We start from the raw sequence: 14,303 nt of genomic DNA, 5'->3' as shown, positions 1-14,303 counted from the left end.
TAATCAATCCAGGAACTCCCGGATGCTTTCGCCCAGTCGGGCGATGCCTTCTCCGATGCGTTCGGGGTCGGCGTTGGAGAAATTCAGGCGCAGCGTATTGTCGCCGCCACCGTCCGCGTAGAACGGGGCACCGGGGACAAAGGCCACTTTGCGTCTGATGGCGCTGTCGAACAGCTCCATGGAAGAACATCCCTCGGGCAGCGTCGCCCACAGGAACATCCCTCCCTCCGGCTCGGTGCAGCGCACTTGGGCCGGGAAATATTCGCGAATTTTCTCGACCATGACCTCGCGATGCCTGCCGTAGGTCTCCCGGATGGTCTCCACGTGGTCGTCGATGTCGTTCTCTTCCAGATAGGCACGCATTATGGACTGCGCAAGCGTACTGGTGTGCAGATCAGTGGCCTGCTTGGCGACAACGAGCTTGTCGCGCACCACCCCGGGCGCCACCACCCAGCCGAGACGGAATCCGGGCGCGGCGATTTTGGAAAAGGACCCGTTGAGCAGCCCGGGCTTCTTCCTGAAGGAATATACCGGCGGCAGGTGCTCGCCCATGAACCGCAGCTCGCCGTACGGGTCGTCCTCCACGAAAACCACGCCGTACCGATCCAGCAGTTCGGCCACCGCAGCGCGTTTCTCCGCGCTGTAGCTCACGCCGGAAGGGTTCTGGAAGTTGGGCACCGCATAGAACATCTTGGCCCCGGCCGCAAAAGCCCGCTCAAGCTCTTCCAGATCCGGCCCGTCGTCCTGAAGGGCCACGGTGACAAAATTGGGTTCATAGATGGAGAAGGACTGGATCGCGCCAAGATAGCCCGGTCGTTCGATGACCATGGTATCGCCCTTGTCCAGAAAGACTTTGCCGGCCATGTCGAGACACTGCTGGGAGCCTGTGGTGATGACGATGTCGTCCGGGTCAACCTCCACGCCGCGCTTTGCATAACGGTCCGCAATGAACCGACGCAGGACCGGGTCCCCTTCGGTGGTGGAATACTGTAGCGATGCCGCGCCCGTGCTGCCGCCCAGAATCCGCGAAGCGGCTTCCGACATGGCCTGCACCGGGAACATCTCGGGATTGGGAAGCCCCCCGGCAAACGAAATGATGGAGGGATCTGCGGTGACTTTCAGTATTTCCCGGATGAACGAGCGGTGAACCGAGTCCATCCGTGCGGCAAAGCATTCTTCCACGGCTATTCTCCTTTGATCCATAGGGGAATTACGCCCATTTTTCATTGACCGCAAGGGGTATGGGCGCGACCGGCATGAAAGCATGAACTTTCCGGAATTTCCAGTCCAAATCCGGAACAGGGGTGATGGGAATCTATTCTTTTCATATACGCCCGGACGTCTTGCCCGCACGGGGCCGAGGGCGTATGCTCGGACAATGAGCGACAAAACCACCCTCTTCACCCGGCAGGAGATCGAGGATTACGCCGAGGTCCTGCTCTGGGCTGTCAACGAGTCCCGCCACAAGCCGCTGAGAAACGGCGACATGGTGCTGATCCGTTTCGACCACGACGGACTCGCGCTCTGCGAGGCGCTGTATTCCCTGCTGACGGACAAGCACCTGCGCCCGGTTCCGCTGATGAGGCCCACGCCTATCATGGAGGTGGAGAAGTACCTCAATTCAAGCTTCGCCCAACTCACATTCCAGCCACCGGGATTCGATGAGCTGTACGCGCGGGCTGCCGCGGGGATCAACATTCTGGCCCCGGAGTCGCTCAATCACCTTCAGGCCGCCGATCCGCTGGTGATGGCCGAGGCCCGCAAGGCCGAAGCACCGCTCAAGGCGATTCTGGAACGGCGCAAGAACGCGGGAACACTGGGCTGGACCACCTGCGTCTATCCCACCAAGGCACTCGCCAACGCCGCCGGGATCGAACTGGAAGAGTACGCCACGCAGCTCAAGCGGGCCTGCTGGCTGAACATGCCCTCCCCGCTCAAGGAATGGAAACGCATCGCCAAACGGCAGCGGGTGATCATCGAATGGCTCCAGTCGCTGGAGATACGTTCCCTCCGCGTGGAATCGGCCAACATCGACCTGAAGGTGAAACTCGGGGACAACAGGCGTTTCGTGGGATTCACCGGACACAATGTGCCCGGAAGCGAGATATACGTGGCCCCGGACTGCCGGGGCGTCGAGGGGACGTTCTTCGCCAACCAGCCAAGCGTCCGCTCCGGACATCTGGTGCACGGCGCAACGCTGGAATTCAACGACGGCATCACCACCCGCGTCACCGCGCTGATGGGCGAAACGTTCCTGCAACGGGAGTTGTACGCCGACGCAGGCGCGAGAAAAGTCGGCGAGTTCTCGCTCACCGACAAACGCCTTTCGAGGGTTGACACCTTCATGGCCCACACCCTGCTGGACGAGAATTTCGCGGGGGACTACGGCAATTGCCACATCGCGCTGGGCGGCTCGCTCATCGAATGCTTCGACGGCCCGCCCGAGGCGCTCACGCCCGAACTTGAGACCGCGCTCGGGTTCAATTCATCCAACATCCACTGGGATCTGGTGAACACCGAACCCAAGCGCGTCATCGCCTCGACGAGCACCGGCGAACCGGTGCTCATCTACGAAAACGGCGAATTCAAGATCTAGTCGCTCTTCACCGGGGTTTTCGGCGGCGCCGGGAATCCGGTCAGGATGCCGATGAGCGCCATGCCTGCGAGCGCAAAACAATAGTACATATTGCCCACCACGGCCACGGGGGAGAGCTTGGCAATGGAGCCTGCCAGCAGGATCTGAGCGCCGTAGGGGATCAGCCCCTGCACCACGCAGGAAAAAATATCCAGCAGCGAGGCGCTGCGGCGAGGATCCACGCCGTTCTGCTCGGCAATGCCCTTGGCCATCTTCCCGGTCAGGATGATGGCAACGGTGTTGTTCGCCGTGCACAGGTCGGCGACGGCAGAGAGCGCACCGATGGAGATTTCTCCGGAACGCTTGGCGGACCGCCCTTCCTTGGAAGCCATCCGCTGGATCGCCCGGATAACCCAATCGATGCCGCCGTGGAAACGTATCAACTCGCCCAGTCCGCCGATGAGCAGCGACAGCACCAGAATTTCCTGCATCCCCTTGAAGCCGTTGTAGATATCCTGTGAAAAGCTCAGGACGGAGAATTCCGGCATGGTGGCGAGCCCCACGACGCCGCACAGGGCGATGCCCGAGGCCAGCACCACGAAGACGTTGATGCCCGAAACCGCCATGACCAGAATAGCGATGTACGGCAGCACTTTCAGCAGACTGTAGGACTCCTGCGCAACCACGGTTCCGCTGGAGCCGAGGAAATACAGCAGGAGCATGGTGCCAACGGCGGCGGGCAGGGCCAGCTTGAAGTTCATGCGGAACTTGTCCGCCATGGCGCATCCCTGCGTACGCGTGGCGGCGATGGTGGTATCGGAGATCATGGAGAGGTTGTCACCGAACATGGCGCCGCCCACCACGGTTCCCACAAGCAGCGCCGGGCCGAGGTCGGAATTTTCCGCCACGCCCACTGCGATGGGTGCAATGGCGGCGATGGTGCCCATGGACGTCCCCATGGCGGTTGCGATGAACGCGGCCACCGCGAACAGCCCCGGCAGCACCATGGACGCCGGAACGAAAGACAGACCGAGGGCCACTGTGGATTCCACGCCGCCGATGGCCTTTGCCGTGGCGGCAAAGGCGCCGGCCAGCAGGTATATGACGCACATGGTGATGATGTTGGAATCACCCATGCCGCGGATGAAAATATTGATGCGGTCGTCGAGCTTTCCCCGGCCCATGCCCAGCGCCCAGACAATGGCGGGCAGGATGGCGACGGTTGCGGAGAGCTGATAGAAGGCCATCTCCGTGCCTCCGGCAGAGAGCACGGCTCCGGTTCCTATGAATATGGCGAGGAATAGGCCCAGCGGGGCCAGAGCGAGTCCGTTCGGCTGTTTGTCGTTCATTTGGTATATCCTTGTTTCGTTACGACGAAGCTGGCTAGGGTGTATGGCATGTAACCGTCGGGGTCCAATCCCCCGGCCCCTTTGCACATCCTGTGGCAGTCTTTCTGCGGCAACGGGGACCCTCTATCGCCGAATTCCTGCCGTCAAGGGAATTTTTCGCGATTTTTCTTCATGTCGGCACGGACAACCCCGGCATGGACCGCGCGGCGGGAAAAGTATAGGATGCCGCGCAATCTATCAGGAGGACGAAACGACGATGCGAGTGACCGGACTGGTTTTGACCCTCAACGGCGAACGGCTGCTGGAGCGCTGCCTGCGTTCGCTGGCGTTCTGCGACCAAGTGCTGGTGGTGGACTCCGAAAGCACCGACCGCACCGTGGAAATTGCCGAATCCTGCGGTGCGCGGGTTCTGGTGAATCCGTGGCCCGGCCCGGTGGAACAGTTCCGGTTCGCCTTCGCCAACATCGAAACGGACTGGGTCGTCAGCCTCGATCAGGACGAAGTCATCACCGACGAACTGCGCGGCTCCATCGAGGCCGCCCTTGCCGATCCGGGTGAGCACGCAGGGTTCTACACCTCCCGCAGCACGTGGTACTTCGACCGCTTCATGAAGCACTCCGGCTGGTATCCGGACCGGTTGCTACGCGTCTTCAACAAGGACCGCATGGCCCTGTCCGCCAGCGGCGCCCATTATCATTTCAGACCCGAAGGCCCCACCCGCAACCTCGACGGCGACATTCTTCATTACAGCTACCGCAACTTCTTCGATCATCTGGACAAGATCAACTATTACGCTCAGAAGGGAGCGGAAGACCTGCGCGCCAAGGGCAGGCGCGGCGGCGTGACCCCGGCCATCACTCACGGGCTGGGCCGTTTCTTCAAACTCTATGCGCTCAAGAAAGGCTTTCTTGACGGTCGCGCAGGATTCATCAATGCCTGCGCCGGAGCCTTTTACGCCTTCCAGAAATACGTGCGCATCGAGGAAAAAGGAGACTGGGACGGATAGCATTCCGTTGCAGGGACTTGCGCCCGGCATTGCTCCGGGGTACTGAGCTTCCATGATACCAGCCGAACCCGCAGTCCAGTCCGCCACCCCGATCCGCGACGGCAGCACGCTCTCGGATATCGTGGCCGTGGTGGACGGCAAGAAGCGACACGTCTGGGGCCGTAAAGGCCCGGAACGCGAGGCCGCTCTGCTCGACGAGCTTGAGGACGGCGACCTGCCGGTTCTGCTCGGTGCGGGCCTCGGCCTGAACCTGAACACACTGCTTTCGCAGAACCGCCCTGTCGCGCTGGTGGATATGGAAGCCCCGCTGCTGGAAGCCGCAGGGGTCCACCCTTCTCAGGACTCTCCCCTTTTCATTCCCGAAGGAAACACGGCAGCCGAGATCATCGCAGCCCTGCGCAATTGGGCAGGTGAGCACGGCGGCAGCCTCAAGCCCGTCATCCTCCCCTTTCACAAAAGGCTTCGCGGCGGTTTCTACACGGCGCTTGGAGCGGAACTCGATCAGTCACCACCTGCGGACTTCTGGGAGGCCGTGCGGTATCCCAAATTCCAAAACGAGAAGCCCAGAATCCTGTTTTTCGAGACCGACTATTTCCTCAACAGGGAGATAATTCGAACGCTGGATCGTCTCGGAATACCCTACCGCACCGTGAACACTCCCAAGGGCGGCCGGGGCAGTGATGCATTCATAAGGGAACTGTTGTCCGCCACCGTGGAATTCAAGCCGGATTTCGCCCTGACCGTGAACCACTTCGGACTGGACCGCGAAGGACGGCTCATGGAACTGCTTGAGCGGCTGAATCTGCCGCTGGCATCGTGGTTCGTGGATAACCCTTATCTCATCCTCTACCGATACCCGCGGCTGAGTGCCGACCGCGTCACGCTGTTCAGCTACGACGAGGACTCGCTGGAGCAGATGCGGGGGCTGGGATACAAGAACGTCCACTGGCTGCCGCTCGGAACGGACGAGACGCTTTTCGCCCCGGACGGCGGAGAGTGTCGCAAGGAGTGGGTCGCTGACGTTTCCTTCGTGGGCAACTCCATGCAGGGGAAAATTTCAGGATTCCTTGAAGCCGCCCGCGTCCCCGGCCCGCTGCTCGAAGACTGGCAAAGACTGGCCCTGGCATTCGGAGAGTCCGGCCATCCGTCCCCGTCATCTTTCCTGCGCGAGACGCGGCCCGAGTTGGCCGCTCTGCTCGACGGCGTCGTGGACATGGCGAGTGCACAGGCCTACGAGTCTCTGCTCACCTTCGAGGCAACCCGCCGGTACCGGCAGGAGTGCATCCGGCAGACGCTCCCGTTTCACCCGCATATCGCCGGCGACGAAGGCTGGACTCAGGTGCTCCCGGAATCCGGCTGGCAACGGGTGTCGCAGCTGGATTATTACGACGACCTGCCCGGTTTCTATCGTTGTGCCAAGGTCAACCTGAATTGTACCAGCCTTCAAATGAAGGGGGCGGTGAACCAGCGGGTCTTCGATGTCCCGGCCTGCGGCGGGTTCCTCCTCACGGACAGCCGCAGACAGCTTGAATCGCTCTTCGACCCCGGCACGGAATGCGCCACCTACGCCTGCCCCGAAGAACTCCCCGCAATGCTTGAGGAGTTCCTGTCCGCGCCGGACAAACGACGGTCAGTGGCAACAGCAGCCCGCAAAAGAATCCTCGCCCGCCACACCTATCGTCACCGCATTACGGAGCTGGTCTCGGTCATGCGGCGAACTTTTTCCTGAAAAGAGCGGCGCCGCTCTTCCTCCCGTCACTGCGCATCCCCCGCCAGCCCTTGGCTATCGGCGCAAACATTCTTGAATAAAAAAGCATAAAACAGCCTAAAGTTTTCCCGGCGAAGGACGATGAGGCAAGCAACAGGACGTGGAAAACCGCAACGGATCGGCCAACGCGGTTATCCATAGGCAAGGAAGCCTAACAGTTTCAAGGAGGAAACCATGTCTCTCGTTATTAATAACAACCTGTCTGCGATGAACGCCGCCCGTAACCTGTCGGACTCCTTCGGAGCTCTGTCTGAATCCACCAGGCGCCTGTCCTCCGGTCTTCGTATCGGAACCGCTGCGGATGACGCAGCAGGCCTCGCGGTTCGCGAACTCATGCGCGCGGAAGTCTCTTCCCTGAACCAGGGTATCCGCAACGCAAACGACGCGATCTCCCTGATCCAGACCGCTGACGGCGCCCTCGGCGTCATCGACGAAAAGCTCATCCGTATGAAGGAACTCGCTCAGCAGGCATCCACGGGTACCTACAACTCCGACCAGCGTCTGATCATCGACTCCGAATATCAGGCCATGGCTTCGGAAATCACCCGTATCGCCAGCTCCACCGACTTCAACGGCATCTACCTGCTCAACGGTGCCATGTCCGGTGAAAACAGCGACCATGACGGTTCCGGGCTCAAGGCCGATGGTCCCATGAAGGTCCACTTCGGTACCGGTAACGACTGCGCCGAGGACTACTACTACGTGTCCATCGGCACCTCCACCGCATCCGCTCTGGGTGTCGGCCTCGGCGCGACCACTTCCGCCGGTAAGTCGATCTCCACCCAGCAGCTTGCACAGGAGTCCCTGAGCCAGCTGAACGACGCGATCATCTCCAAGGATAAGATCCGTGCAAACCTCGGTGCGCTTCAGAACAGGCTCGAAAACACCGTTTCCGTTCTGGGTATCCAGGCCGAAAACACCCAGGCCGCAGAATCGCAGATTTCCGACGTGGACGTGGCAAACGAAATGACCCGCTTCACCAGGAACCAGATCCTGACCCAGGCAGGCGTGTCCATGCTGTCCCAGGCGAACAGCCTGCCGCAGATGGCCCTGTCCCTCATCGGCTAACGATGACGGCAGTCGCAGCCTAAAGACGACTCAAGGGGCCGGGCACCGAGAGGTTGTCCGGCCCTCGTCTTTAGATGGCACCGACCTTGCAAAATGACGGGCGAACCATCGAAAAAGGAAATTTTTTCCCCACGAGGACGCCTCAATGTCTGACTACCTTTCTGGAGAGATAAACTTCGCCGGACTCGGCAACGGCACCGACTTCAATGAGCTCATCGACGGGCTCATGAAGATCGAGAAACGTCGTGTCACCAGTCTTGAGCAATGGCGATCCAGCTGGGAAGCCAAGGTCGAACAATTCGACGAGCTCAACTCCAAGATGGTCTCGCTCAGGTCCACGCTCACCTCGCTGGACACCATGAACGAGTTCCTCTCCAAGAACGTCAGCAGCTCCAACAGCACCATCCTTTCCGCCACAGCCACCTCGGACGCGCAGGAAGCAAGCCACTCCGTCGTGGTGGGCAACCTGGCGACCAACGACGTCCTCATCACTACCTCGGGCGCAAGCTCGCTTTCGGATTCCGTGGTCACCGCGGACAGCGACTTCACGTTCTCATACGCCGGCACCAGCCACACCATCAGCAATATTTCCGCCGGCACCGACCTTGAGACCCTGGTCAACATCATCAACACCCACCCGGAATCCCAGCAGTACATCCGGGCTTCCACGGTCTACGACGGCACGACGTACCACCTGCAGATCACCGGCCGCGACCTCGGCGCGGATAATCAGGTCGTCATTTCGAACACCGGCAGCATCATTTTCGGAGCGGGAGACTTCGACGAAACGCAGGGAGCGTCCAACGCCAAAATACGGGTGGACGGATATCCCAACGACGGAACATGGATCGAACGATCCAGCAACACCGTCAGCGACGTCATCGAAGGCATTTCGCTGAACCTCAAGCAGGCCGACCCTGCATCCACGGTCACCATCGGCGTCAACACCGACACGGAGAAGATCAAGGAAAACGTGCGCACCGTCGTGGACAAGATCAACGAAGTGCGAACGATGATCATGGCGTTGACCAAGGTCGATTCATCGGGCGGCGGTGATGAAGTCAAGGGATCCATCCTCACGGGCAACTACGGCGTGGAGATGATCAACCAGAACCTCAAGAACATCACGGCCTCGAAGGGACTCGGGTTCCAGTATTACGACCCTGATACCGGCACCGGAGACTTTTATTCCGCCCTCGGCCAGATCGGCATCACCACGGACACGGACGAAAGCTCGCCCACGTTCGGCATGCTGACCATTGAGGAAACCACGGATGACCCGGACAAGCAGAAGTTCACGCTGGACTATGCGCTGAACAACAATCCGGAAGCGGTCGCCAAACTCTTCGCAGCTGACAACGAGGGCTCGTCCCTCTCCTCGGATTTCACATTTGATTCGCAGCTCGACACCACGAAGGCCGGAACCTACGATCTGGAAGTCATCACCAGCGGCGGCGGGATATCCAGCGCCACCATCGGCGGCGAGCCGTGCAACATCTCCGGCTGGACGATCACCTGCACCTCCGGAGACCCCAAGGGTCTGGCCGTCACCCTGAACGACCGCTCCACGGTGGGTACCATCACCGGCGAAGTCGCCATCAGGCAGGGCAAGGTCGGCGAAATGGTGGACGAACTCACCGAACTGACCAAGCCTTACAACCACGCCACTCATGAAGGCGGCACCCTTGCGATTCTCAAGGAGAATTACGGGGACATCATGGACGGCATCGATAAGAAGATCGAACGGGAAAACGAGCGCATCGCCCGCAGGGAGCGCATGCTCAAGAACAAGTACGCCCGTCTCGACGCACTTCTCGGTGAACTCAACAACCAACAGCAGGCGCTGGGCAGTCAGCTCGCGCAGCTTGCGGGATAAGAAAAAGAACGACCTTCACGGTAAGGAGCGTAGCACATGGCCAATCCGGCAAAGGCATACCTCGCGGTACAGGTGGAAACCACCTCACAGGGACAACTGCTGCTCATGCTCTATGAGGCATGCATCAAGTTTCTCAGGCAGGCCAAGGTCGAAATAGAGAAGAAGGACTACGCCAAGAAGGGGATTCTCATTTCACGGGCTCTGGCCATCATCCATGAGCTCACCGAGAGCCTCAACAAGGAAAAAGGCGGCGAGATCAGCAAGAATCTGGCCGGGATTTACATGTTCTGCACCAACGAGCTGACGCAGGCCAACATCAAGCTGGACGTCGAGAAGATCGAAAACGTCATCAAGATGATGGACAGCATCCGCTCCGCCTACGAGCAGATCATCCCGGAAGCCCAAAAGAAGAACGGTGCGGCCGGAACCCAGCCTGCCGCCCCCGCTGCTCCGCAGGCCGTTCCCCGGCCTGAAGCGCAAAAACCGGCGGAACAGCAGGCAGCGCAACAGGAGCAAAAACCAGCTCAGGAGCAGAAGCCGACGCCATCCACGCCGCCCAACGGCTACCCCGGAACCATGCGCCCCGGTCAGCCCGGCGGACCGCAGTTGCGACCGGTTTCGCCCAAGCCGCAGGTTAACGCGGCCAAGAGCAGGGCCAACAACGCGTACAGCAACGCCAACCGATAGAGCACACCCACGGGGACCGGACACGAGCCGGTCCCCGTTTCACTTGGGGCAATTTACTTCCTCCCCGCCATGTGTCATTTTCCACCCATGTCCGCAGAAAGAATCAAAGTCCTGCACTGCGCCGCTTCTCTCGGAATCGGCGGCACGGAGAAGGTCATGCAGACCTTTGCCGAGACCCTCGACCCCGAACGCTTCGAGGTCGCGGTTCACAGTCCGGCGGACGGAGTGCGCGCGGCCATGCTGCGCGAAAAAGGCATCCCCACCTACATCGGCATGGACCTGTTCAGGACGCTTGAGCGTTTCCGACCGCACATCGCGCACATTCACCGTGCAGGCTGGACCGAGCCCGGCACCCTCAAACCGTTTCGCACTGCGGGAACGCCAGCCGTAGTCGAGACAAACGTCTTCGGCAGGCTTGACCCAAGTCCAGAAGCCCGCGTCATCTCCCGCACACTGTTCGTCTCCCGCTTCTGCCTCGAACGCTTTCACCGACTCAACGGAATACGGCGCAATCCGGCTCGCTACGACTACCTGTACAACCCTGTTGATACCGATCTTTTCGAATCCGCGGCACGAGTGGACCGAGATTTCTCCCGCCCTGCGGCGGCACGTATTTCCCGCCCCGATCCCGGCAAGTGGAGCGCGATGGCCCTGACCTTTCTGCCCGCGCTGGTGGAACGGATTCCCGACTTCCGTTATCATGTGATCGGAGCCATCGACGAGGCACGCGATTTCGTTCACAAGCACGGGCTGGACACCAATGTCATATTCCACGCCCCAGTGGAAACCGACAGGGAAATCGCGTCATTTCTCGATCAGTCCTCGGTGCTGGCGCACGCCAACGACACCGGCGAATCATTCGGTCTTGTCATTGCCGAGGCCATGGCCTGCGGATTGCCCGTCGTCACCCACCCGGCAGAGGGCGAGCGTGACAACGCGCAGTTGGAACTTGTGGACGACGGCGTCACGGGGATCATCGCCAAAAACGCGTCAGAGTACGGCGCAGCGCTGGAATGGCTCTTCGCCAATCCCGAAAGCGCCCGCGCCATGGGGCAGGCCGGACGCGAAAAGGCCGCGCGACTGTACCGCAGACAGATCGTTACCCGCAGGCTTGAAGCCGTTTATGAAGAAGTCCTTGCATCCGTGGAGGAAGCGTGAATCTTTCGCTGATACGCAACTATACCGAATCCGTGCTGGCATTCCATCTGGACGAAGACCCCGGACCGGCAATCCCTCCGTCCGATACGGGTCGCCATGCCCAGCGGTGCCTCAAGGCTTTCACGCGCGTCCCCTCGCCCGTCTTGATTCTCTTCGGCTTCGGCTCCGGCCGGCTTGTTGGCGAACTGGATGCGACCCTTCCGCCGGAAGCCGTGCTGGCAGTCTGTGAGACATCGCCCGAGACTGCCCGGAAAGCTCGCAACGATCACCCTGACATATTCATAGAAGATGGCCGTACGGTTCTCCTCGCCGACACTTCGGTATGGGCGAGTCTTCTGCTGCTCCACATGGCCGACCTGCAACCGGACGAAGCGTGCCTCATGCTGAACCCGGAGATCGGCAAAGGCGAAAAGCGCGACGAGCTCGAAGCGCTCCGGCGCATCACCGCTGCCGCAAAACCGGAGGCATATCCGGAAGCGAAGGAACCCCCGTCGCTCTCGGCCGCGGCCATCCTGCATCCGAAGGACGAAGGGCTTGCGCGTTTCTTCGCCCAGTTTCCGTCATGGCTGGAAGAGCTTGTGGTTGTCTGGGATGCCGAGCAGCCCCCCGAAACAGATTATCCTTGCGCCTGTCCGGTGAGACACCTCGCCAACCCGCTCGACGACTTCGCCTCCCAGCGAAATCGAATGCTGGAGACATGCCGAGGCGAATCGGTGCTGTATCTGGACGCGGACGAGACCCTGCCCGGCGGTGCGTGGGATGAGGTTGCGAAGCTGGCGGCATCGGACTTTCAGGCCGTATGGTTTCCCCGCCGCACCCTGTTTCCTGACGAGACCCGCTGCAAGGTGGGATACGGTCTCTGGCCCGATCTTCAGCTGCGGTTGTTTCGCCGCGAGGGAACGCACTTTGTCCGTCCGGTGCATGAACGCGTGGAAGGACTTGACGGCCCCGCCGCCATTTTGCTGAACTTGCCCATTATGCACGAAAGCCGTCTTCGCAAGGATGACTCGCGCATTCGCGAAAAGCTGGCCCGGTTCGACTCGGCCTCCGGCGGCAACCTGAGCCACACGCTCAACGAAGACTACCCGACCCTGCCGCACGAGCGGCTTTCCGGCGGCCCTTCGCTGCTGCGCCTGCGGCACAATCCCGGATGATTCCGGCACGCATTGCGTCCTTGATTCCCGGGTTGTTTCCCGGTAGAAATCGGCAAATCTGAAAATTACAGCCAATACAGGATTTTCATAATGATCATCACCTGCCCGGAATGCAAATTCGAGCGCGAAGTGAATCTGGACAAGATTCCGGCGCGCGCCCAGACGGCGACCTGCCCGAAATGCAAGACCAAGTTCAAGTTTCGGGAGATCGACGACGAGTTCGATTTCAAGCCCGAATCCGTCGCGCAGGCACCGGCAAAGGAGCCTGCCGAAGAAGCTCCCGGTGAACCGGAAGCATCGCAGGCCGAGCCCGCTGCCGCAGAAGCGGAAAAGACGGATCAGGAAGCACCCACCGAGCCCCCGACGTCTGAGGACCTGCTGCCCGGACTGGATGATCCTTCCAGGGACAGGGGTGAGGAGCTCTGGGACAAACTCGGTGTCATGACGCCGCCGGAAGAACGTCGTCGTGAAGAAGGCGAGAAAAAATCTCCCGCCGGATACGATGACGCGCCGCTGCCCGACTGGGCCCGCAAGCGCGAAGAGGCGGCGGCGCAGGCCGAACAGGCGGCGCAGGCCGTTCAGGAAGAGGAAGTCCCTGTGGTGAAGCCGCCTTTCGAGGACCTTGAACGCTTTGGCTTCTTCCCCGGCCTTTTCGAGACCATCAAGCGCATCGTCCTTGCCCCGCGCATGTTCTTCGACGTCATGCCCCTCGGCAACGGCATCGGCAGGCCAATGGTCTTCGCCCTGCTCATCATCCTCATTCATGACCTGTTCAATTCCATCTATATATACGCCGGTCTTGTTCCGCCCCCGCAAATCAACGGGCAGACCGCCGAGTTCATGACCGACAGCCTCGGGATGCAGATGGGCCTCGTGCTGCTGCTTTCGCCCGTGGCCGGAGCCGTGGCCCTGTTCGCCGCGGCATGGCTCTACCATGCGGTCCTTTCGATATTGCGAGCGGCCAACGGCGGATTTGAAGCCACATTCCGTGCGGTGGCCTATTCCACGCCTCCTCTGCTGCTGGGGCTGATCCCCGAGGTCAACACCTTCGTGCAGCAGGGAAGCCTCATCGCATCTTCCTCATGGTTCATGGTGCTCGTTATCATTGCATGGAAACACCTGCACAGGACAACCTACCTCAAGGCGGGGCTGACCATCGTGCTGCCGGTGCTGGTGATGATGGTGCTCGTGTTTTTCTCCATGAGCTACATGCCCACGGTGTAGGAGGAGCATGGCCGCGTTCGACAGGCTCAAGAACTGGTGGGGGGATATCAAGGCCCGCCGCGCACTCGCAAGGGAGGTGGCCCCGAAGAACATCAGGGCCATGGCCGTCGAGGTGGGCGAACTCGCACGCCTCGCCTCGCAGGTATCCCACGCCTCCCCAGAATTGCATGAACTCATAGAGAACGTCCGCACCGAAATGGCCCGTCTGGAAAACCTCGCAGGAAAGCCCGAATTCCGCAAACTCTCCACGGGCAAGCGCATCCTGCTCAGACAAGGGTTGCTCCAGTCCAAGGAACAGCTCCTTGAATCCATCGACAAGGCGCCCACCCCGACCGAGCGACTCCAGTAGTTCTTTCACGGTACGATACTTGCTTCTATCGGGACGACCAAGGCCGCGCCGTCAAGAAACCGGCGCCCTGAATCGCGAACCCGAACTCC

At 60.6% G+C, this 14,303-nt stretch carries 12 protein-coding genes; 10 read left to right on the top strand and 2 right to left on the bottom strand.

Annotated elements, in window-relative coordinates:
* Positions 1–3: 3 nt before the first annotated feature.
* Positions 4–1,203, bottom strand: a complete 1,200-nt coding sequence (locus B149_RS0109030) for an aminotransferase-like domain-containing protein (RefSeq protein ID WP_040372504.1) — start codon at positions 1,201–1,203, stop codon at positions 4–6.
* 175 nt (positions 1,204–1,378) lie between these two features.
* Between B149_RS0109030 and B149_RS0109025 the strand changes: the two genes are divergently transcribed.
* The gene (locus B149_RS0109025) at positions 1,379–2,596 is read left to right on the top strand and encodes an aminopeptidase (protein ID WP_018124862.1); all 1,218 of its coding nucleotides are present in this window, start codon (positions 1,379–1,381) and stop codon (positions 2,594–2,596) included.
* On the opposite strand, the gene B149_RS0109020 is transcribed toward B149_RS0109025, so the two are convergent.
* On the bottom strand, positions 2,593–3,969 hold the full coding sequence (locus B149_RS0109020) for a Na+/H+ antiporter NhaC family protein (protein ID WP_281109913.1): 1,377 nt from the start codon (positions 3,967–3,969) through the stop codon (positions 2,593–2,595). The genes B149_RS0109025 and B149_RS0109020 overlap by 4 nt on opposite strands.
* Before the next feature lie 211 nt (positions 3,970–4,180).
* Here B149_RS0109020 and B149_RS0109015 point away from each other — a divergent pair, with 211 nt between their 5' ends.
* From B149_RS0109015 to B149_RS0108975, 9 genes are all read left to right on the top strand, one after another.
* On the top strand, positions 4,181–4,930 hold the full coding sequence (locus B149_RS0109015; RefSeq protein ID WP_018124860.1) for a glycosyltransferase family 2 protein: 750 nt from the start codon (positions 4,181–4,183) through the stop codon (positions 4,928–4,930).
* A 52-nt stretch (positions 4,931–4,982) separates the two neighbouring features.
* Positions 4,983–6,659 carry a CgeB family protein gene (locus tag B149_RS0109010; protein WP_018124859.1) on the top strand — a complete coding sequence of 559 codons (1,677 nt, stop codon included), beginning with the start codon at positions 4,983–4,985 and terminating at the stop codon, positions 6,657–6,659.
* A 213-nt stretch (positions 6,660–6,872) separates the two neighbouring features.
* Positions 6,873–7,766, top strand: coding sequence for a flagellin N-terminal helical domain-containing protein (locus tag B149_RS0109005; RefSeq protein ID WP_018124858.1), 894 nt, complete (start codon positions 6,873–6,875; stop codon positions 7,764–7,766).
* 145 nt (positions 7,767–7,911) lie between these two features.
* The gene (gene fliD / locus B149_RS0109000; protein WP_018124857.1) at positions 7,912–9,642 is read left to right on the top strand and encodes a flagellar filament capping protein FliD; all 1,731 of its coding nucleotides are present in this window, start codon (positions 7,912–7,914) and stop codon (positions 9,640–9,642) included.
* 36 nt (positions 9,643–9,678) lie between these two features.
* The gene (fliS, locus tag B149_RS0108995; RefSeq protein ID WP_018124856.1) at positions 9,679–10,329 is read left to right on the top strand and encodes a flagellar export chaperone FliS; all 651 of its coding nucleotides are present in this window, start codon (positions 9,679–9,681) and stop codon (positions 10,327–10,329) included.
* Between the two features lie 87 nt (positions 10,330–10,416).
* Positions 10,417–11,487, top strand: a complete 1,071-nt coding sequence (locus B149_RS0108990; RefSeq protein WP_040372502.1) for a glycosyltransferase family 4 protein — start codon at positions 10,417–10,419, stop codon at positions 11,485–11,487.
* Positions 11,484–12,641 carry a glycosyltransferase family protein gene (locus B149_RS16820; protein ID WP_018124854.1) on the top strand — a complete coding sequence of 386 codons (1,158 nt, stop codon included), beginning with the start codon at positions 11,484–11,486 and terminating at the stop codon, positions 12,639–12,641. The genes B149_RS0108990 and B149_RS16820 overlap by 4 nt, the downstream gene beginning before the upstream one ends.
* Before the next feature lie 90 nt (positions 12,642–12,731).
* Complete coding sequence (locus tag B149_RS0108980; RefSeq protein ID WP_018124853.1) at positions 12,732–13,865, top strand: YIP1 family protein; 1,134 nt, start codon at positions 12,732–12,734, stop codon at positions 13,863–13,865.
* 7 nt (positions 13,866–13,872) lie between these two features.
* Positions 13,873–14,214, top strand: coding sequence for a hypothetical protein (locus B149_RS0108975; RefSeq protein ID WP_018124852.1), 342 nt, complete (start codon positions 13,873–13,875; stop codon positions 14,212–14,214).
* Positions 14,215–14,303 lie beyond the last annotated feature (89 nt).

The organism is Desulfovibrio oxyclinae DSM 11498 (assembly GCF_000375485.1).
Taxonomy (GTDB): domain Bacteria; phylum Desulfobacterota; class Desulfovibrionia; order Desulfovibrionales; family Desulfovibrionaceae; genus Pseudodesulfovibrio; species Pseudodesulfovibrio oxyclinae.
Note: the sequence above shows the minus strand (reverse complement) of the source record. Positions and strands in the feature narration are given on the sequence as shown.